Here is a 21,017-nt window from a genome sequence, read left to right as displayed (position 1 = left end):
GTCGTCAATTGGGTGAACCGACCATTGGGGCCGGTCAGAACTACTGCTCGGGAACGCTCCGCTCGATCTCGTCGAGCCAGATCCGCGCCGACATGTCCGACGGCGCCCGCCAGTCGCCACGCGGCGACAGGGCGCCGCCATGCGACACCTTGGGGCCGTTCGGCAGCGCCGAACGCTTGAATTGCGAGAACGAGTAGAACCGCTGCGCGAACACCTGCAGCCAGTGCCGGATCTCCTTGAGCGAGTACGCCGGCGCTTGTCCTCGGGGAACCCGGCGGGCCAGTCACCGAGGGACGCGTCATGCCAGGCATGCCAGGCCAGGAACGCCACCTTCGACGGACGGAACCCGTAGCGCAGCACCTGGAACAACGAAAAATCCTGCAGCGCATAGGGACCGACCTTGGCCTCGCTGCTCTGGATCTCCTCGTCCTCGCCGGTGGGCACCAGCTCAGGGGTGATCTCGGTGTCCAGCACCGATTGCAGGACCTCGTTCACCTCAACGCCGAACTGGTCCGAGGAGATCACCCACCGAATCAGATGCTGGATCAGGGTTTTCGGCACCCCGCCGTTGACGTTGTAGTGCGACATCTGGTCGCCGACGCCGTACGTCGACCAGCCCAGCGCCAGCTCGGACAGGTCGCCGGTGCCGAGCACGATGCCCCCGCGCTGATTGGCCAGCCGGAACAGATAGTCGGTTCGCAGGCCGGCTTGGACGTTCTCGAACGTGACGTCGTAGACCTTCTCGCCTCGGCCGAACGGATGGTCCATCTCGGTGAGCATGAGCTCGGCGGTCTTCTTGATGTCGATCTCGGCGAACGTCACGCCCAGCGCCTCACTCAGCCGGATCGCGTTGTTCTTGGTGTGCTCGCCGGTGGCGAAGCCGGGCATGGTGAACGCGAGAATGTCACTCCGCGGACGGTTTTCCCGATCCATCGCCCGGGCCGCCACGATCAGGGCATGAGTGGAATCCAGACCGCCGGAGACCCCGATCACCACCTTGGGGTAGTTCAGCGCCCGCAGTCGCTGCTCCAGACCGGAGACCTGGATGTTGTAGGCCTCGTAGCAATCCTGTTGCAGCCGCGCGGGATCCGCCGGAACGAACGGGAAACGCTCGATCTCACGCAGCAGCCCGATGTCGCCCGTCGGCGGGTCGAGCTGGAACTCGATGCGGCGGAACGAATCCACGAGACCGCCGTGGTGTCTGGCGTTGTCGTCGAACGTGCCCATCCGCAGCCGCTCGGACCGCAGCAACTCCAGATCCACGTCGGCCACCGAGCGTCGTTCACCGCGGGGGAAGCGCTCACTCTCGGCGAGCAGCAGCCCGTTCTCCCAGATCATGGTCTGGCCGTCCCAGGCCAGGTCGGTGGTCGACTCCCCCTCACCGGCAGCGGCGTACACGTAGGCGGCCAGGCACCGCGACGAGGCCGAACGGGCCAGCAGCGCACGGTCTTCGGCGCGGCCCACGGTGATCGGGCTGCCCGAGAGATTGGCCAGCACCGTCGCACCCGCGAGCGCCGCTTGCGCGCTGGGCGGCACCGGCACGAACATGTCCTCACAGATCTCGACGTGCAGCACCAATCCCGGAAGGTCGGAGGCCACGAACAGCAGGTCGGGCCCGAACGGAACCTCCGCCCCGGCCACCCGAATGGTGCCGCGGACATCGGCGCCGGTGGCCATCTGCCTGCGCTCGTAGAACTCCCGGTAGGTGGGCAGATAGGACTTGGGTGCCACACCGAGCACGGCGCCGCGGTGGATGACGACCGCCGCGTTGTAGATCCGGTGCCGGTGCCGCAGCGGCGCACCGACCACCAGCACCGGTGCCAACACCACCGAGGCCGCGACGATTTCGATGAGCGCCTGTTCCACCGACTCCAGCAGGGCATCCTGCATGAGGATGTCGTCGATCGAATAGCCCGACAACGTCAGCTCGGGGAACACCGCGACGGCCACGCCATCGTCGTGGCAGGCCTGCGCCAACCGGAGCACCGATTCGGCGTTCGCCGGCGGATCCGCCAGCGCCGTGTGGTGGGTGCAGGCGGCAACCCGCGCGAAACCGTGGTGGTAGGCGCTGTAGAAGTCCATCACGCCCATTGTGACCCGAAAAGCATCGATATCGGGCCACTGGGTACCAATTGACGCAGGAGCGATACCGCCCCGGGGGTTGCGGACAGGCTCGACCGCTACCGCCTCACGGGCGGCCTATCCTGGCGAAGGTGGATGCCCCCGAACTCGTCGCCCTACTTCAGGGCCGCCGCGTCGCGGTACTGACCGGGGCCGGGATGTCGACCGATTCCGGCATCCCCGACTACCGCGGCCCGGATTCCCCCCCGAGCAATCCGATGACGATCCGGCAGTTCACCTCCGATCCGGTGTTCCGCCAGCGGTACTGGGCCCGCAATCACGTCGGCTGGCGCCACATGGACGAAACCCTGCCCAACGCCGGGCACCGTGCCCTGGCCGCGCTGGAATCCACCGGGGTGGTGAGCGGACTGATCACCCAGAACGTGGACCTGCTGCACAGCAAGGCCGGCAGCCGGTCGGTGGTCAACCTGCACGGCACCTACGCGCAGGTGATCTGCCTGGGCTGCGGCGCGACCACGGGCCGCGACGAGTTGGCCGCCCTGCTGGAGACGGCCAATCCCGGCTTCATCGAACGTGCCGAGTCGGTCGGCGGCATCGCAGTGGCCCCCGACGCCGACGCCGTGATCAGTGAGACGAGTTCGTTTGTCATCGTGGACTGCCCGGTGTGCGGGGGCATGCTCAAACCCGACATCGTCTACTTCGGCGAGAATGTCCCCAAAGACCGTGTCGAACAAGCGTATTCGATGGTGGAGGACGCCGAGGCGCTGTTGGTGGCGGGTTCCTCGCTGACCGTGTATTCCGGCTACCGATTCGTCCGGCACGCGGCCGCGCACAACATCCCGGTGGGGATCATCAACCGCGGCCCCACCCGCGGCGACGACCAGGCCACGGTCAAGGTCGAGGCGGGCTGTTCGGAGATGTTGACGCTGCTGGCCGGCGAACTCAGGAGAACGTGCACGGCATCGCCCGGATAGCGTGCACGAAGTTGCCCTCCAGGTAGGCGGGCTCCCCCGCGGCGATATCGGGCAGCTGGTGCAACAGCTCACCGAAGATCGCCCGCAACTGCGTCCGGGCGACATGCGCACCCAGGCAGAAATGGCGGCCGCCGCCACCGAATCCGAGGTGTGGATTGGGCTTTCGGCTCAGGTCGAAAACCTCCGGCCGGTCGAACACCTCGGCGTCCCTGTTGCCCGAGGCGTAGAACATCACCACCTTCTCCCCCGCGGAGATCTGCTGTCCACCGAGTTCGACATCGACGGCCGCGGTGCGCCGGAAGGTCATCACCGGCGTCGCCCACCGGACGAACTCCTCGACTGCACCGCCGACCCGGTCGTCGAAATCCGCCATGAGCCAGGCTCTCTGATCGGGGTGGTCGGTGAGCGCCTTGAGCGCGTGGCTGGTGGTCTGGCGCGTGGTGTCGTTGCCCGCCACCGCCAGCAGCACGAAGAACGCCGCGACCTCGGCATCGGTGAGCCGATCCCCGTCGACCTCGGCGTGCACCAGCGCGCTGATCAGATCATTGCCCGGGCTTTCCCTGCGTTCTGCGGCAAGCGCATTCGCCACCTGATGCAGGTACATCTGGTTCTGAAGCAGCACCTCCAGCGGGTTGCGCCCGGCCAGGTAGACCGGGTCCGCCCAGGACACCAGCGCGTCGGCGGCATGTGCCACCCGCTGCCGTTCGGACTCCGGGATCCCGACCATGTCCGACAGCGTTCTGATGGGCAGTTCCTTGGCGCACTGGTCGACGAAGTCCACCCCGCTGCCGACTTCCTTGAGCTCGGCCACGATCTCGCGGGCGTTCTCCTTGATCGAGTCTTCGATGCGGGCCACCTGCCGAGGCGTGAACGCGGCGTGGACCAGTTTGCGGATCAGCGTGTGCCGAGGCGCGTCCATCGCCAGGAACGACTGTGAGGCCTCGAGCAGCTCTTCCGGAACGGATTCGAACAGCACCCCCTTGCCCGACAGGAATGTCTCGCTGTCCCGGCTGACGGCCACGATGTCGGCGTGCCGGGTCACCGCCCAGAACCCGCGATCGTCGGGATCTTTCATGAGGGCGTCCTCGACGGGCGGATGCCAGCTGACCGGGCGGGAGGTACGCAGTTCGGCGAACGTGACTTCACGATCGGCGGCCGTGGTGGCCCAGAACTTCCGCGACGACAGATCGATCGAGTCGTAGGGGCGTGCGGCGGAAGGCCAGGAGGGAGCTGATGTGATGGGCGACACAGTCATGTTGGTGACAATAGGTCTAGACAGTCTGTCTAGTCAAGGTGTGGCGAATGCCGATACTCTGAGGACATGCCATCGGTAACGCGAAAACCGCAGGCCAACCGAGAGGAACGGCGCGAGCGGATCGAACGCCAACTGCTCGATGCCACCGACCGGCTGATGGCGGACGGCACCAGCTTCACCGAGCTCAGCGTCGACAAACTGGCCACCGAGGCCGGGATCTCCCGGGCCAGCTTCTACATCTACTTCGAGGACAAGGGCCACCTGCTGCGCCGGCTGGCCACTCAGGTGTTCGGCGATCTGACCCAGGCAGCCGAACGGTGGTGGGACGTCTCGGGACGGCACGACCCCGCCGACGTCCATGCCGCCATGTCCGGCATCATCGCCAGCTATCGGACCCACCAGCCGGTGTTGATCGCGCTCAACGAGATGTCGGGCTACGACCCACTCGTCGGGCAGACCTACCGTGAGCTGCTGGCCGGGATCGGCGACCAGCTCACCAAGGTGATCGAAGACGGGCAGTACGACGGGTCGATCCGGCCACAACTGCCCGCCGCCGCCACCGCGAGCACGCTGACCTGGATGGTGGAGAGGACCTGCCACCAGAATCTGCCGTCACACCCGGCGTCCTACGACGCCGAGCTGGCCAACACGCTCACCCAGATCATCTGGGGTGCCCTGTATCTCGAGTCCCCCGAACTGTGATTTGTGGAGTTTCAGCCGTACGCGGGACGGCCAAGACCTCCACAAATCGCTAGGTGGCGACCAGGTCGTCGGCGTGCACCGCGGGCCGGCGCAGCTCGGCCGGCAGATCCGGCGTCGAGCGGCCGATGATCGCGGCCAGCTCCGAGGCCTCGTAGGCCACCACGCCACGCGCGACCGTCTGCCCGTCAAGCCCCCGCAGATCGACCACGTCACCGCCGTGGAAGTGACCGGTGACCTCGGTGATCCCCGCAGGCAGCAGAGAGCGACGCTGTTTGACGACCGCGTGCACCGCACCGTCGTCGAGAGTGAGCGCCCCGTGGGACTCCGCGGCGTGGCGAACCCAGAACCGCCGCGCCGACATCCGCTCGGGCCGCGGCGCGAACACGGTGCCGACCGAGGCATCGCTGAGGGCGGCACCGGCATCCGACGCGGCGGCCAGCAGCACCGGCACCCCGGCATCGGCGGCCAGTAACGCCGACGACAGCTTCGAGGCCATGCCTCCGGTGCCCAGGTGGCTACCCCCGCCGGCCACCACGCCGTCGAGATCGCCCTGTGCGGCGACCTCAGGAATGAAGCGCGCGTTGCCTTTTCGGGGATCGGAATCGTAGAGACCGTCGATATCGGACAGCAGGATCAGTGCGTCGGCGCCGACCAGCTGGGCCACCAGCGCCGAGAGCCGGTCGTTGTCACCGAACCTGATCTCGTTGGTGGCCACGGTGTCGTTCTCGTTGACGATCGCCACGGCGTGCAGGACGCGCAACCGGTCCAGGGTGCGCTGCGCGTTGTTGTGTTGCACCCGCATCGCAATGTCCTGTGCGGTCAGCAGAACCTGGCCGACCGTGCGGCTGTAGACGGCGAACGCCGAACTCCACGCGTTGACCAGGGCCACCTGCCCGACGCTGGCGGCCGCCTGTTTGGTGGCCAGATCCGTTGGGCGCTTGGACAGTCCGAGCGGCTCGATGCCGGCGGCGATGGCACCCGAGGACACGATCACCAGATCGGAACCGGCTTTCATCCGGCCCTCGATGGCCTCGACCAGGACCGCGAGCCGGCCCGCGTCGAAGACTCCGGACGGAGTGGTCAGCGCAGTGGTGCCGACCTTGACGACGACGCTGCGCGCGGTCCGAATCGCATTGCGATGTACCGACGGCGACGAGTCTGCGCTCGTCACTCGTCTTCACTCTGATCGTCGGTGGTCCTCGCGTGCGCGCTGGATTGGCGCCGCTCCCGCCGGGCGGCCTTGCGTTCGGCGGCGCCGATCCGGTCGGTCTGCTCGAGCCGGATGTCGGTGCCGCGCCCGGTCAGCGGCATGTCGATGCCGGCGGGGGTTTGCGGTTCCCAGTCGAAGGTCATGTCGCCGATGGTCACGGCGCAGCCGGGCTTGGCGCCCTTCTTCCACAACGCGTCCTCGACACCCAACCGGGCCAACCGGTCACCGAGGTAACCCACGGCCTCGTCATTGCCGAAGTCGGTCTGAGCGATCCAGCGCTCGGGACGGGTGCCACGCACGATGAACCCGCCGTCGCCGTCGGTCTCGACGGTGAAGCCACTCTCGTCGACCGCGATCGGCCGGATCACCGGACGCCTCGGTACCAGCGCCGGCTGCGCCTCGCGGTAGGCCTTCACCATCTCCCACAGCGCAAAGATCAACGGGCGCAAACCATCACGGCTGACCGTCGAGATCTCGTACACGGGCCAGCCAAACTTGGACTGCACTTCTTCACGCACGAAGTCGGCCAACTCCCGGGCATCGGGAACGTCGATCTTGTTGAGCACCACCGCACGTGGCCGCGAAGCCAAATCGCCCAGCGTCGAATCGCCTTGCAGGGTCGGGGTGTAGGCCGCGAGTTCGGCCTCCAGCGCCTCGATGTCGGAGATCGGGTCACGCCCGGGTTCCATGGTCGCGCAGTCGACGACATGCACGAGCACCGCGCAGCGCTCAAGGTGCCGAAGGAATTCCAGGCCCAGGCCCCGGCCCTCGGAAGCACCGGGAATCAGGCCGGGAACGTCGGCGACGGTGAAGGTGTTCTCGCCGGCCGACACCACGCCCAGGTTGGGCACCAGCGTGGTGAACGGATAGTCGGCGATCTTGGGCTTGGCCGCCGAGATGGTCGACACCAGAGAGGATTTGCCCGCCGACGGGAAACCGATCAGGCCGACATCGGCAACGGTCTTAAGTTCGAGGGTGAGATCGCGGGTCTGCCCCTTCTCACCGAGCAGGGCGAAGCCGGGGGCCTTGCGGGCCCGGGAAGCGAGTGCGGCATTGCCGAGACCGCCGCGACCACCCTGTGCGGCTTCGAACCGGGTACCGGCGCCGACCAGGTCGGCCAGCATCCGGCCGTCCTCGTCGAGCACCACCGTGCCGTCCGGCACGCGCACGATCAAGTCGTCGCCGGTGGCACCGTCACGATTGCTGCCCGCACCCGGCTTACCCGAGGGTGCGGAAACATGGGGATGGAAGTGGAAGTCCAGCAGGGTGTGAACCTGGGGATCCACGACGAGCACGATGCTGCCGCCGCGACCACCATTGCCGCCGTCAGGACCGCCGAGGGGTTTGAATTTCTCGCGGTGCACCGACGCGCAGCCGTGGCCGCCGTTTCCTGCACTCGCATGGATGACGACGCGGTCGACAAACCGGGGCATCGGACATCCTCTCCGTCGAATGTGAAGCTATTGCGATAGTCCTATCGAGAACTCGCAGCTGCTTCACATTCGCGGAGAATCCTCTGAGTCTCAGGCCTCCGGGCGCGGCACGGGAACGATGTTCACGTGCTTGCGACCGCGCTTGGAACCGAACTCGACGGAGCCGGGAGCCAGCGCGAACAGGGTGTCGTCGCCGCCACGGCCGACGTTGACGCCGGGGTGGAAGTGGGTGCCGCGCTGGCGGACGAGGATCTCGCCGGCCTTGACGACCTGACCACCGAACCGCTTGACGCCGAGTCGCTGTGCTGCAGACTCACGACCGTTGCGTGAGCTGGAAGCGCCCTTCTTGTGTGCCATTAGTTCGCTCCCTCGCTACTTGATGCCGGTGACCTTGAGCACTGTCAGCTGCTGACGGTGCCCCTGGCGCTTGTGGTAGCCGGTCTTGTTCTTGAACTTGTGGATGCGGATCTTGGGACCCTTGGTGTGCTCCAGCACCTCGCCGGTCACGGCGACCTTGGCCAGGTCGTCGGACTTGCTGGTGACCTTGGCACCGTCGACCACGAGGGCGACGGGCAGTGATACCGACGCGCCAGGCTCGGAGTCGAGCTTCTCAACCTTCACCACGTCACCGACGGCAACCTTGTACTGCTTGCCGCCGGTCTTGACGATTGCGTATGTCGCCATCGTGTCCTCTGCTCTGCTGCTCTCTGCGGGCGCGCGCTACCGGTCGGTGCGTGCGCGGGTCTTGGGTGGCGGGATGCCCCGCCGTCACCGGCCTGCGACTACTACAGGCACTGGAGACAACTGGTCAAGGGTACTTGACCAGCGGGTAGAGGGTCAAACCGCCCTCTACTCGTGGGTGGGCGGCCCTGCGGGCCTGGCTGCGGCGCGTCGACGAGTACGGCCGCGACTGGGCTGCACCTCGGCCACAACGGGCTCCGGTGCCTGGTAGACGTCCTCTTCCGACTCGTCGGAGTCGTCTGAGTCGTCGGAATCCTCGGAGTCGTCGAACTCGTCCGAGTCATCCTCATCCGAGTCATCCTCATCCGAGTCATCCTCATCCGAGTCATCGTCGTCCGACTCATCGTCGATGTCGTCCAGATCATCGTCGTCGTCGTCGAGGTCCTCGTCGTCGAGGTCGATCTCGTCCTCGTCGTCGTCCGATTCCTCGTCAGAATCCTCGTCCGATTCATCCGATTCATCGGGCTCGTCTTCGTCGGACTCGTCGACGTCCTGCGCGTCGAACTCACCGTCGGGAGATTCGTCGGTCACTTCCACGTCCTCGGGCGTGACCTGCTCGTCGCCTTCGCCGTCGGCAGTCTCGGCGACAGCGTGCTCGCCGAACTCTTCGTGGCCCTCATGACCTTCGTGATCTTCGTCGTGGCGACCGTTCGCCGCAGCCATCGCCTTGAACATCGGGTGTTCGCCGGCCGGATGGTCGGGCACCTTGACGACTGGCACCTCTTCGGGCTCGGGACGGGCATTACCCCTCTTGCCCCGCTTGCTGCGGCGGCCGCCGCCACCGCCACCGCCGCCACTGGATTCGGCCTTGCGGCCCGCGTTCGATGACGAGGCCGTGTCGACCGGGTCGCCGTGCAGCACGATGCCGCGGCCGGCGCAGTGCGTGCAGGTGGTCGAGAACGCCTCGACCAGACCGGTTCCCAGCCTCTTCCGGGTCAGCTGCACGAGGCCCAGTGAGGTCACCTCGGACACCTGATGGCGGGTGCGGTCCCGGCCCAGCGCCTCGGTCAGCCGGCGCAGAACCAGATCCCGGTTGGACTCGAGCACCATGTCGATGAAGTCGATGACCACGATGCCGCCGATATCGCGCAACCGCAGTTGCCGCACGATTTCCTCGGCAGCTTCCAGGTTGTTGCGGGTGACGGTCTGCTCGAGGTTGCCGCCGGCACCGGTGAACTTGCCGGTGTTGACGTCGACGACGGTCATCGCCTCGGTGCGGTCGATGACCAGGGTTCCGCCCGAGGGCAGCCACACCTTGCGGTCCAGCGCCTTGGCCAGCTGCTCGTCGATGCGGTGTACGGCGAACACGTCGGGAGCGTCGGCGCCGCCTGCGGGTTCGTACTTGGTGAGCCGGCCCACCAGATCGGGGGCGACGGTGTTCACGTACGAGTTGATCGTGGCCCAGGCCTCGTCACCGGAGACGATCAGACCCGAGAAATCTTCGTTGAACAGGTCGCGGATGACCTTGACCAGCACGTCGGGCTCTTCGTAGAGCGCGACGGCGGCGCCGGCCTTCTTCCCGGTGACCTCCTTGGCCTTGGCCTCGATCTCGGTCCAGCGCTGCTGCAGCCGCTCGACGTCGGAGCGGATGTCCTCTTCCTTGACGCCCTCCGAGGCGGTGCGGATGATCACGCCCGCATCGGCAGGCACGACCTCTTTGAGGATTTCCTTGAGCCGTTGGCGTTCGGTGTCGGGCAGCTTGCGGCTGATCCCGGTCGACGACGCGCCCGGCACGTAGACCAGATAGCGGCCGGCCAGCGAGACCTGCGTGGTGAGTCGGGCACCCTTGTGCCCCACCGGGTCCTTGCTGACCTGGACCAGCACATAGTCGCCCGGCTTGAGCGCCTGCTCGATCTTGCGGTTCGACCCGCCGAGCCCGGCGGCCTCCCAGTTCACCTCACCGGCGTAGAGCACACCGTTGCGGCCGCGGCCGATGTCGACGAAGGCGGCTTCCATCGAAGGGAGCACGTTCTGCACGATGCCCAGATAGATATTGCCGACCAGTGACGCCGACGCCGCTGAAGTGACAAAGTGCTCGACCACGACGCCGTCTTCCAGAACGGCGATCTGGGTGTAGCGGGCGCCCTCGTGCGGCGGCTCGGTGCGGACCTTGTCGCGGACGATCATCGTGCGCTCGACGGCCTCGCGACGGGCCAGGAACTCTGCCTCGCTCAGGATCGGCGGGCGCCGGCGGCCCGCATCGCGGCCGTCGCGGCGGCGCTGACGCTTGGCCTCCAGGCGGGTCGATCCGCTGATCCCCTGGATCTCCGAATCATCGCTGCCCTTGCCGGACCGCTCGGGGCGCGGGGCGCGCTCGTGCACGACGGTGTTGGGCGGGTCATCCGGGGAGCCCGCGTCATCGTTGTCACCCGCGCCGGACTTGCGCCGGCGGCGGCGACGCCTGCGACGGTTGCTGCCATCGCCGCCCGCGGTGTCCTCGTCGTTGCCCTCGTCCGACTCGTCGGAGTCGTCATCGGAATCCTGGTCCGACTCGCCCTGGTCGTCGTCGGCATCGGAATCGGGGCCCGAGTCAGAGCCGTTCTCGTCACTTTGTTCACCGCGGCCACGGCCCCGGCCCCGGCGGCCCCGGCGACGCCGACGCGCGGCGGGGCGATCCGCCTGCTCGTCGTCCGTCTCGGAGTCGGTATCGCTGTCGGTGTCGCTGTCGTCGTCTTCGTCCTCGTCGTCGACATCTTCTTCGACGCGCACCGGCACGAAGCTGACGGGCTGCGGTGCGACGAACAGCGGAAGGTAATCGGCCCGCTCGGTGTGGGCTTCGCGGGCCGCGGGGATGTTCGCGGTCTCCAGGATCAACCGGGATTCGGGCTCATCGCCCACCAGTACGGCGTCCGCCTCGGACACCGGTTCCGCCCCGGCGGCGGGCGCCGTGGCTGGTCCGGGGGCATCGACCGGGGTCTCGACCGGAGCCGCGACAGGCTCGGTCACAGCCACCGTGACGGCCTCGACCTGCGCCGGAGCCGCTTGATCGATCGGATCCGGTTCTGTCGAGCCCAGGGCCAGTGCGTCACGGACCCGCTCAGCGTCGACCTTCTCGATGGTGGAATGCGCACTGCGCTGACGACCGTCGAACTCGGCCAGGGCATCGAGCACGCGCCTGCTGGTGGTGCCGAGTACCCGCGCCAGGGAGTGGACTCTCAGCCGCTCGGGCAGTCCCTCCTGTTGCGGAGTCTGGGTTGATAGGTCTTCATTCTGGGCATCTTCGGCCACGAATTCTCCTCAAGCCCCCGGGCGCGTCGTATCGACGCGGCCACGCGAGGGCTTCCGCTATTGGCCCGGGACACTTTCCCCGGGCTTGTTGTGGTCTCGCTCCGGGCGGTTCGCTACCGAACCCACCCGGTGCCTGGCTGAATGATGGCTGGACGGCCCGCGCCGCACCGGATTGCGGTGGTCGCGCTCGTCGAAGTCTTCATTCGGGTGTTCAACCTCGGTTGAGGCTGAACACCCGAAGCCAGTATCCCACATCACTGACGCGGTACAGACCAGACTGCGAGAAGGTTTATCCGGCGGAGGCTTCGCCAGGGAACCACAGGGCGATCTCACGGGCCGCCGACTCCGGCGAATCCGATCCGTGCACGAGGTTGTCCTGGGTCACAAGCGCCAGGTCACCGCGGATGGTGCCGGGCACAGCCTTCTCCACCGGGTCGGTCCCACCGGCGATCTGGCGGAACGCCGCGATGGCACGCGGGCCCTCCACGATGGCGGCGACGACGGGCCCAGAGGTGATGAACTCCAGCAGCGAGTCGAAGAACGGCTTGCCGTCATGCTCGGCGTAGTGCTGCTTGGCCAGCTCGACGCTGACGTTCTTCAGTTCCAGCGCGGCGAGGGTCAGGCCCTTGCGCTCGATCCGGGAGAGGATCTCCCCGACCAGGTGGCGCTGCATGCCGTCGGGCTTGATCAAGACAAGGGTCTGCTCAGTCACGAGCAGAGAGCGTACCGGTCGGTAACCGCGCGGCGCCATTTCGGGCCCTCGACCGAGCCCGGACTGCGGCACAGCTACGACGCGGCTATTCGCTGGGCGACTGCTGGCCGGGCAGCAGGCCACGGTCCTGCCTGCGTTTGACCTCGCGCCGCAAGTACACGATCAACAGCCAGACCACGGCGAAGATCACGCCGATGAAGCCGATCGCCCCATGGATCAGCGCCCCGGCGATCACCACGAGCTGGATGCCGAGGTTCGCCCAGATGGCCCACGGCCGGCCCTGGATCCCTGACATCAGGATCAACACGATGGCCAGCCCGATCACGAAGCCGCCCGACGCCCAGGTCAGGCCCGCCGCGCTGGTACCCACCACCGGCAGGGCCAGCAGCACGACGATGGCTTCTAGGATCAGCGTCCCCGCCATCACCCCGCGGAAACTCTTCCATGGGTCCGGCGGAGCCGGCTTGTCACTCGGCGTCTGATCACCGGGGGTCTGATTGCTCACTGCGGGTCCCGTCCGAACAGGGTCCGGGCCACGCCGGCGGTCACCACCGAACCGGTGATCACCATGCCGGACCCGGACAGTCCTTCGTCTGCCCCGGCCTCCTCGACCAGGGCGGTGGCGGTCTCGATCGCATCCGGCAGCGTCGAGGCGGTGATCACCCGATCCTGCCCGAACCGCTCTTCGGCCAGCGACGCCAGCGACTCGACGTCCATCGCCCGCGGAGAACCGTTATGGGTGACCACGATCTGATCGAAGACCGGCTCCAGAGCGCTCAGGATGCCGCCGGCGTCCTTGTCCCCCATCACCGACACGACCCCTACCAGGTAGCGGAAGTCGAACTCCTGTTGCAGGGTCTGCGTCAGCGCCGTCGCTCCGGCAGGATTGTGCGCCGCGTCGATGAAAACCGTTGGCGCACTTCGCATGCGTTCCATACGGCCCGGGCTGTGCACCGCCGCGAAGCCGGCCCGGATCGCGTCGACATCGAGCTGACGGTCCGCGCCGGCACCGAAGAACGCCTCGACCGCGGCCAACGCGAGAACGGCGTTGTGGGCCTGATGCTCACCGTGCAGCGGCAGGAAGATGTCGGAGTACACACCGCTCAGGCCCTGCAGCTCCAGCACCTGCCCGCCGATGGCAACCTGCCTGCTCAGCACTGCGAACTCGGAATCCTCGCGGGCCACAGCCGCGTCGGCGCGCACCGCCTCGGCCAGCAGCACCTCCATGGCCTCGGGAACCTGCTTGCCGATCACCGCGACGGTGTCGGTCTGCACCAGGTCTTCCGGCTGCCGGGTGATGATTCCCGCCTTCTCCCCCGCGATCTCGGCGATCGTGTCACCGAGATAGTCGGTGTGATCGATGCCGATCGGGGTGATCACCGCGACCGGGGCGTTGACGACGTTGGTGGCGTCCCAGCGTCCGCCCATTCCGACCTCGATGACCGCGACGTCGATGGGCACGTCGGCGAAGGCCGCGAACGCCATCGCGGTGAGGACCTCGAACTTGCTCATCTTGGGGCCACCGGCAGCCTCGGACTGCCGGTCCACCAGTTCCACGAACGGTTCGATCTCGGTATACGTGTTCACGTATTGCGCTGGGGTGATCGGCTTTCCGTCGATCGAGATGCGCTCCACCGCGGACTGCAGATGCGGACTCGTGGTGCGCCCGGTGCGCCGGTGCAGGGCGACCAGCAACGCATCGACGATGCGGGCCACCGACGTCTTGCCGTTGGTCCCCGCGACATGGATAGACGGATAGGCCCGCTGCGGCGAGCCCAACAACTCCAGCAGGGCAGAGATTCGTGCCGTGCTGGGGTCCAGCTTGGTCTCGGGCCACCGCTGATCGAGCAGATGCTCGACCTGCAGGAGCGCGGCGATCTCGTCCGGGGAAGGAATCGGGTCGGTCACCGGGCCCTCATTCGAGCCCGGCCAGGCGTGCGTTGATGCGCTCGACCTCTTCGCCGGCCAACTGCTGGCGGCCGCGGATCTTGTCGACGACGTTCTCGGGCGCCTTGGCAAGGAAGGCCTCGTTGCCCAGCTTGGCCGTCGTGGTGGCCAGTTCCTTCTGTGCCGCGGCCAGGTCCTTCTCCAGCCGGCGACGCTCGGCCGCGACATCGACGGTGCCCGAGGTGTCGACCTCGACGAGGACCGTGGCCTGCGTCAGACGCACCTCGACGGAGGCCGACGGGGTGAACCCGTCACCGGAGTCGGTCAGCCAGGCCAGCGCGGTGACCGCGGGCAGCTGCTCGGTCAGGCCGGCCTCGGTAACCGCCGACAACCGGGCCGGGACCCGCTGCCGGTCGGCCAGGCCCTGGTCGCTGCGGAAGCGACGCACCTCGGTGATCAGCTTCTGCATATCGGCAATGTGTTGTGCCGCAACCGGATCAAGCGCAATGCCGGATGCCTGCGGCCACGGCGCGATGACGATCGACTCGCCGTCGGTGAGTGCCTTCCAGAGCGTCTCGGTGACGAACGGCATGACCGGATGCAGCAGCTTGAGCAGTGCGTCGAGCACGAAGGCCAGCACCCCGGTGGTGTGAGCCACGCCCTCGCCGAGCTGCACCTTCGCCAGTTCCACGTACCAGTCGCAGAACTCGTCCCAGGCGAAGTGGTACAGCGATTCGCAGGCCCGGCTGAACTCGTAGCTGTCGAGTGCCGCATCCACTTCGGCGCGAACCTCCTCGAGGCGACCGAGGATCCAGCGGTCGGCGTCGGTCAGCTCACTCGCGGCGGGCAGCGGCGCGGGCGCCGCACCGTTCATCAGCGCGAAGCGCGTGGCATTGAACAGCTTGGTGGCGAAGTTACGCGAGGCCCTGGCGTGGTCCTCACCGATGGACAGGTCACCGCCGGGGCTGGCACCGCGGGCCAGGGTGAACCGCAGCGCATCGGCACCGAACTTCTCCACCCACTCCAGCGGGTCGATCCCGTTGCCGCGCGACTTGCTCATCTTGCGGCCGAACTCGTCGCGAATCAGCCCGTGCAGGAAGACGTTCTCGAACGGCACCTGCGGGCCGCGCTTCCCGTTGAACGTGATGGCCGGATCGTCGGCGACGAACGTGCCGAACATCATCATCCGGGCCACCCAGAAGAACAGGATGTCGTAGCCGGTGACCAGCACCGAGGTCGGATAGAACTTGGCCAGATCGGGCGTGTGGTCGGGCCAGCCCATGGTGGAGAACGGCCACAGCGCCGAGGAGAACCACGTGTCGAGCACGTCGGGGTCCTGCTCCCAGCCCTCCGGCGGGGTCTCGTCTGGGCCGACGCACATGGTCTCGCCGTTGGGACCGTGCCAGATCGGGATCCGGTGGCCCCACCAAAGCTGCCGGGAAATGCACCAGTCGTGCATGTTGTCCACCCAGGCGAACCATCGCGGCTCCAGACTCGGCGGGTGAATCACGGTGTCGCCGTTGCGCACCGCATCGCCTGCCGCCTTGGCCAGACCGTCCACCTTGACCCACCACTGCAGGGACAGGCGCGGTTCGATGGGCTCGCCGCTGCGCTCGGAGTGTCCGACGCTGTGCAGGTACGGCCGCTTCTCCGCGACGATCCGGCCCTGCTCGGCCAGCGCCTCGCGCACCTTGACCCGGGCCTCGAACCGGTCCATGCCGTCGAATTGGGTTCCGGTGTCGGCGATCCGGCCCTTGGCGTCCATGATCGTCGGCATCGGCAGCTGATGACGCAGCCCGATATCGAAGTCGTTCGGATCGTGCGCGGGGGTGACTTTGACTGCGCCGGTACCGAACTCGGGGTCGACGTGGGTGTCGGCCACGATCACCATCCCGTGCTCGACGAACGGGTGCGGCAGCGTCTTGCCGACCAGGTGGCGGTACCGCTCGTCGTCGGGATGCACCGCGATCGCGGTGTCACCGAGCATGGTCTCGACGCGGGTGGTGGCCACGATGATGTGGGGCTCGTCGTCGTTCATCGAGCCGTAGCGGAACGAGACCAGCTCGCCCTCGACGTCCTCGTACTTGACCTCCAGGTCGCTGATCGCGGTCTCCAGCACCGGTGACCAGTTGACCAACCGCTCGGCCTGATAGATCAGGCCGGCATCGAAGAGCCGCTTGAAGATGGTGCGCACCGCGCGCGACAGGCCCTCGTCCATGGTGAAACGGTCGCGGCTCCAGTCGACGCCGTCGCCGAGCCGGCGCATCTGCCCGCCGATGGTGCCGCCGGACTCACGCTTCCAGTCCCAGACCTTCTCGACGAACAGCTCGCGACCGAAGTCTTCCTTGGTCTTGCCGTCGACTGCGAGCTGTTTTTCCACCACGGTCTGGGTAGCGATGCCGGCGTGATCCATGCCGGGCAGCCACAGCACCTCATAGCCCTGCATGCGCTTGCGGCGGGTGAGGGCGTCCATCAGGGTGTGGTCGAGCGCGTGGCCCATGTGCAGGCTGCCGGTCACATTGGGCGGCGGCAGCACGATCGAATAAGGCGGCTTTTCGCTGGCCGAATCGGCGGTGAAGTATCCGGCATCCACCCAGCCCTGGTACAGGTCAGCTTCTACCGCGGCCGGATCCCAGGATTTGGGGAGGGCATCGGCACGATCGTCAGGGGTGGGGGTCACCGAGCCATTCTAAGAAGGACGTGCCCGAATACGCGAAAGCCCCCGATGCCCGGTGCGTTCGCTGGGCGTCGGAGGCTCTCGAGCCGGCTGGTGCCGGGGCTACTTCTTGCCGCCGAGCAGGCCGCCGAGGATCTCACCGATGGCATTGCCCTGGCCGCCACCGCCGCCGAGCACGCTGCCGAGGATGCTGCCCAGCGGGTTGTTGGCGGCGGCACCGCCACCGGTCGCGCCGCCCAGGATGCTGCCGAGGATGTCCCCGAGCCCGCCGCCGCCGGAAGCCTGCGCCTGCGCCTCACCGGCCGGAGCGGCGCCCTTCTGGGCGAACTGCTTGCCGATGTAGGCGAGCACGATCGGCGCCAGGATCGGCAGCAGCTTCTTGATCAGATCACCGCCACCGGCACCCGTGCCGGCCAACGCCGACGCGACCTGGTTGCTGTCGTTGCCGCCGAAGATCTTCGAGACGATCTGGTTGCCTTCGTTGGCGTCGACCTGGTCGACACTCACGCCACCGTCGAGCAGGCCGCTGGCGCCTTGCGCGGACACGGCCGACTCAAGATCGCTCGAGTCGATGTTGTCCGCCTGTACGTTCTCCGCCACACCGCCGACGAGCGCGGGCACCAGGGTCTTGATGGCGGCGCTCACCTCGCCTTCATCTGCGCCGAGCTTGCTTGCGATATCCGCCACGGGGATCTGCGCGAACAGATCATCGAGACCGGCCATTTTTCATCCCACCTTCGTTGCTGGCGTACTGGAAGTCCTCGACAACGACACTAGTCGAATCTGATCTTGCCCCACAGGTGTTCGACGCAGGCGGATCCGTTCGTGTTGCGCCAGCTCAGCTCAGTGCCGTGGTTTCCAGCAACACCCCGGCGGCCGGTAGCCGGGTGAGCAGGACATCCCCCATCGCGGCCACCGGTGTCAGCACGCCACGGCGGTCCGACAGCGCGTCACGATCGGTTGCCAGCGCGAGCCCGCACTCGCCGAGCAGCACCGCTGTCGACTTGTATCCGGGATCGCCTTGCTGAGCCATGCTCGTGACGTACCGGGCGCCCGATGTCGTCGTGGTGTAGGTCTCGACGCGGTAGTGGCCCCGCTCGCGGGCCCGCTCGCTGGGACCGGTTCCCGGCTTGGGAGCCAGCTTCGCGACCAGGCCGCCGGGCAGCCGGTTGAAGTAGCGGCCGCCCACACCGAGCGTGAAGGCGTTGGCTCCGGTCACCGCCGCGGCCGCCAGCGGCGCCGCAGGCGAGCGGCCCAGGCTCATCTGCTCGGCGTACTCGAAGCGACGTCCGTAGGCATAGTCCAGTAATGCGTTGCTGCGCCGCACGATTCGGGTGTTCGGGGCGGCCATGGCAAACGCGCCGGTCCAGTACCCGGCGAGCTCGGGAGCAATCTCGCCACCGCGGCGCCACCGCACGTCGGGCTGAGCGCCGAGTTCGGGCTCGGCCCCGCGGTCGGGGCTCAGCGTGTACGGATCGTTCATCAGCGCCCGGGCCTCCGGGTCCGACGACAGCGTGTCGAGCAGTTCCAGCATCGAGGCCACGGTGCCGCCCGACACGCCGCCGGCGAAACTGCGCACCACCAGGTTGGTGTCACCGAGTTCCCCGGCGCCGTCTGCGAGCGCCCGCTGGTACAGCGCATACACCGTGAGATCAGATGGCACCGAATCGAATCCGCACGAATGCACGATCCGGGCACCGGTGTCGACGGCCTGCTTGTGATGGAGGTCGATGCTGTCGCGGATGAATGTCGTCTCACCGGTGAGGTCGGCGTAGTCGGTGCCGGCAGCGGCACACGCCGCGACCAACGGCATGCCGTAGCGGGCGTACGGCCCCACCGTCGTCACCACCACCTGGGTGCGTGCGGCCATCGCGTCGAGGGAGGACTGAGAGGTGGCGTCGGCGGTCACCAGCGGCCACGACTGCGCGCCGGGCCCCAGGCCGTCGCGGATCGCGCGCAGGCGCTCCTCGGAACGGCCGGCCAGGGCGATCCGCGCCGATCCCGCGGCCCTGGCCAGGTACTCGGCGGTCAGTTTTCCGGCGAATCCCGTGGCGCCGTACAGCACCAGATCAAACTCACGCTGCGTCACGATCTCGACGCTACCCGAGCAGTTCGGGCAACTGCACCGGTTCGCCGCGCAGGTGATCACCCAGGAATGCGGTCACCACCTGGTACCAGATCTTGGCGTGCTGCGGCGACAGCACCCAGTGATTCTCCGTCGGGTAATACAGGAAGCGATGCGGGCTTTCACCGTTCTCGTCGGCGGGCAGCCCCGAATGGGTGAGCAGCTCGTACCACAGCCGCAGCGCCTCGCCGATCGGTACGCGGTAGTCCTTGTCGCCGTGGATGACCAGCATCGGGGTGGCGATGTCGCCGACGAACCGGTGTGGTGAATTGCGCTCGGCCATCTCGGGTGTCATCTCGCGGGCCCACCAGTACGCCCCGTCGGTGGTGGGGCCGAACTGGTCCAGCGCCCACAGGCTGGCATGGGTGACGATGGCGCCGAACCGATCGGTGTGCCCGGCGATCCAGTTGGCCATGTAGCCGCCGAACGATCCGCCCATCGCGGCCGTGCGCGTGGCGTCGACGCGCGGATGGGTACACGCGGCATCGGTCGCCGCCATCAGGTCGGTGTAGGGATCGCCGCCCCAGGAGCCCCAGCCGCGTGCGATGAAGTCCTGGCCGTAGCCGGTGGACAGGCCCGGATCCGGCATCAACACGGCATATCCCTGGGCGGTGAGCAGCCACGGGTTCCACCGCCAGTGCCAGGTGTTCCAGCTGCCCAGCGGGCCGCCGTGAACCCACAGCACCAGCGGGGCCGGCTCGTCGCCTTCGGGCAGGGTGAGCCAGGACCGGATCGGGGTGCCGTCGGCGGCGGTCGCGGTCACCTCGGTCACCGTGCCGGGCAGTTCTGGTGCCTCAAGGCACGGCAGCGTGGTGACGGTGCCATCCCGATCGATCCGGACCGGATGCGGCGGCACGGCGTAGGAGCTGCGCAGCGCATAGATGACTCCGCCGGGCGCGGGACGCACATCGGAGTAGGTGAAGTCATCATCGGTCAATTTGGTGACCGCGCCGGATACGGGGTCCACGGAGAAGATCGGACCACGGCCGCCGTCGTCGGCCGTCACGATCAGCGCCGAGGAATCCAGTGTCCAGGTCACCGAGGACGGCCAGCGATCCCAGTCGCCCGTCAGCTCCACCGGATCTTCTCCGAAACGCATGCAGCACAACGTGATCCGTGGCGGCACGGTGGGAGTGGAATGCGTTTCCCGGGTAAAGGCCACCGCGCTGCCGTCCGGCGCGATCGCGGGGCGTTCCAGGTCGACTCCGGGTTCCTGGGCGATCGTGACGCGTTCGCCGCTGACCCGGTCGATGCGCACCAGAGTCACCCGCAGGGCCGTGCCAGGACCCGGCTCCTGCCAGGACGTCACCACGAACCCGCCGTCGGCGCTGAGATCGAAGGTCGTCTCCCGCAACGCGGCGCCCGGGTCGGCGGTCAGATCCCTCGGCCCGTCGGCATCGAAGAGGTGAGGTTGGTCTGGACCCAGGTCATGATCCCAGTGCCGGACCGGGTAGCCGGTGTGCAGGATCGCCGACACCTTGGTGTCCTTACGCGCCTCGCGCTTTGCCTTGTCGTCGTCGACTCCGGCCGATGACGGCAGCAGGGATGCGGTGACGACGGTGGCGTCGGCGGCGCGGGCGCTCGCCGCACCCGCGACACCGCCGGGCATCGTCAGCACCTCGGATGCCTCACCGCCGGCCGCGGGTAGCCGCCACAGGGCCGCCGGCGGTTTGTCCTCGCCCTCCCCGGGACGCACCGCGAGGAACAACACGTCTCCGTCGGCAGTGAACACCGGAGCGGACTCCCCTTTGACCCCTTGGGTCAGCCGGCGCGCGGGTTCGACCCCAGCGGGATCCAATTCCCATATGGCGCTGAGGAATTCGGTCTTCTTCTCGTTGAGCGTGCTGACCGTCGTGACCAGCCGTGAGCCATCGGGCGACACCGCGAGACCGGACACCCGGGGAAAAGCGAGGTAGTCGTCGAGATCGTCAAACACCGTCATGACTCCCCACCGTAACGGCGCGGCCCGCACCGAAGTCCGGTACGGGCCG

Annotated in this window: 15 protein-coding genes and 1 pseudogene; 2 read left to right on the top strand and 14 right to left on the bottom strand. The window is 67.6% G+C overall.

Annotated elements, in window-relative coordinates; translation table 11 throughout:
- Nucleotides 1-40: 40 nt before the first annotated feature.
- Nucleotides 41-2,082 (bottom strand): annotated as a pseudogene (locus ACNQVK_RS15665) (NAD(+) synthase).
- 131 nt (nucleotides 2,083-2,213) lie between these two features.
- On the opposite strand from ACNQVK_RS15665, the gene ACNQVK_RS15660 reads away from it, so the two are divergent.
- Nucleotides 2,214-3,056, top strand: a complete 843-nt coding sequence (locus tag ACNQVK_RS15660) for an NAD-dependent protein deacetylase (protein WP_418030241.1) — start codon at nucleotides 2,214-2,216, stop codon at nucleotides 3,054-3,056.
- On the opposite strand, the gene ACNQVK_RS15655 is transcribed toward ACNQVK_RS15660, so the two are convergent.
- Nucleotides 3,025-4,311 carry a cytochrome P450 gene (locus ACNQVK_RS15655; RefSeq protein ID WP_418030240.1) on the bottom strand — a complete coding sequence of 429 codons (1,287 nt, stop codon included), beginning with the start codon at nucleotides 4,309-4,311 and terminating at the stop codon, nucleotides 3,025-3,027. The two genes, ACNQVK_RS15660 and ACNQVK_RS15655, sit on opposite strands and share 32 nt — an antisense overlap.
- Before the next feature lie 66 nt (nucleotides 4,312-4,377).
- Between ACNQVK_RS15655 and ACNQVK_RS15650 the strand changes: the two genes are divergently transcribed.
- A complete protein-coding gene (locus ACNQVK_RS15650; protein WP_418030239.1) occupies nucleotides 4,378-5,013 on the top strand; it encodes a TetR/AcrR family transcriptional regulator in 636 nt (211 codons plus the stop codon).
- A gap of 49 nt (nucleotides 5,014-5,062) precedes the next feature.
- Here ACNQVK_RS15650 and proB read toward each other — a convergent pair whose 3' ends face one another.
- The 12 genes from proB to ACNQVK_RS15590 form a co-directional block, all read right to left on the bottom strand.
- The gene (gene proB / locus ACNQVK_RS15645) at nucleotides 5,063-6,184 is read right to left on the bottom strand and encodes a glutamate 5-kinase (protein ID WP_418030238.1); all 1,122 of its coding nucleotides are present in this window, start codon (nucleotides 6,182-6,184) and stop codon (nucleotides 5,063-5,065) included.
- Entirely contained in the window at nucleotides 6,181-7,656 is a 1,476-nt protein-coding gene (obgE, locus tag ACNQVK_RS15640) for a GTPase ObgE (RefSeq protein WP_418030237.1), read from the bottom strand. Before obgE ends, proB begins: the two co-directional genes overlap by 4 nt.
- Before the next feature lie 90 nt (nucleotides 7,657-7,746).
- Complete coding sequence (rpmA, locus tag ACNQVK_RS15635; RefSeq protein ID WP_003879727.1) at nucleotides 7,747-8,013, bottom strand: 50S ribosomal protein L27; 267 nt, start codon at nucleotides 8,011-8,013, stop codon at nucleotides 7,747-7,749.
- Nucleotides 8,014-8,028: 15 nt separating this feature from the next.
- Nucleotides 8,029-8,340, bottom strand: a complete 312-nt coding sequence (gene rplU / locus ACNQVK_RS15630; RefSeq protein WP_044522855.1) for a 50S ribosomal protein L21 — start codon at nucleotides 8,338-8,340, stop codon at nucleotides 8,029-8,031.
- A 165-nt stretch (nucleotides 8,341-8,505) separates the two neighbouring features.
- Nucleotides 8,506-11,625 (bottom strand): Rne/Rng family ribonuclease, encoded by a 3,120-nt coding sequence (locus ACNQVK_RS15625; protein WP_418030236.1) that lies wholly within the window; start codon nucleotides 11,623-11,625, stop codon nucleotides 8,506-8,508.
- Nucleotides 11,626-11,914: 289 nt separating this feature from the next.
- On the bottom strand, nucleotides 11,915-12,337 hold the full coding sequence (ndk, locus tag ACNQVK_RS15620; protein ID WP_418030235.1) for a nucleoside-diphosphate kinase: 423 nt from the start codon (nucleotides 12,335-12,337) through the stop codon (nucleotides 11,915-11,917).
- A gap of 85 nt (nucleotides 12,338-12,422) precedes the next feature.
- On the bottom strand, nucleotides 12,423-12,761 hold the full coding sequence (locus tag ACNQVK_RS15615; RefSeq protein WP_418034176.1) for a DUF4233 domain-containing protein: 339 nt from the start codon (nucleotides 12,759-12,761) through the stop codon (nucleotides 12,423-12,425).
- Between the two features lie 77 nt (nucleotides 12,762-12,838).
- A complete protein-coding gene (folC, locus tag ACNQVK_RS15610) occupies nucleotides 12,839-14,245 on the bottom strand; it encodes a bifunctional tetrahydrofolate synthase/dihydrofolate synthase (RefSeq protein WP_418030234.1) in 1,407 nt (468 codons plus the stop codon).
- Between the two features lie 7 nt (nucleotides 14,246-14,252).
- Entirely contained in the window at nucleotides 14,253-16,904 is a 2,652-nt protein-coding gene (locus ACNQVK_RS15605) for a valine--tRNA ligase (protein WP_418030233.1), read from the bottom strand.
- 99 nt (nucleotides 16,905-17,003) lie between these two features.
- Nucleotides 17,004-17,624 (bottom strand): DUF937 domain-containing protein, encoded by a 621-nt coding sequence (locus ACNQVK_RS15600; protein WP_418030232.1) that lies wholly within the window; start codon nucleotides 17,622-17,624, stop codon nucleotides 17,004-17,006.
- Nucleotides 17,625-17,739: 115 nt separating this feature from the next.
- Entirely contained in the window at nucleotides 17,740-18,990 is a 1,251-nt protein-coding gene (locus tag ACNQVK_RS15595) for a saccharopine dehydrogenase family protein (RefSeq protein WP_418030231.1), read from the bottom strand.
- 10 nt (nucleotides 18,991-19,000) lie between these two features.
- Nucleotides 19,001-20,968, bottom strand: a complete 1,968-nt coding sequence (locus tag ACNQVK_RS15590; protein WP_418030230.1) for a prolyl oligopeptidase family serine peptidase — start codon at nucleotides 20,966-20,968, stop codon at nucleotides 19,001-19,003.
- Nucleotides 20,969-21,017 lie beyond the last annotated feature (49 nt).

Origin of the sequence: Mycobacterium sp. 134 (genome assembly GCF_048282715.1) — a bacterium.
Taxonomy (GTDB): domain Bacteria; phylum Actinomycetota; class Actinomycetes; order Mycobacteriales; family Mycobacteriaceae; genus Mycobacterium; species Mycobacterium septicum.
The sequence above is the reverse complement of the archived record's forward strand: the minus strand, read 5'-3'. Positions and strand labels throughout refer to the sequence as shown.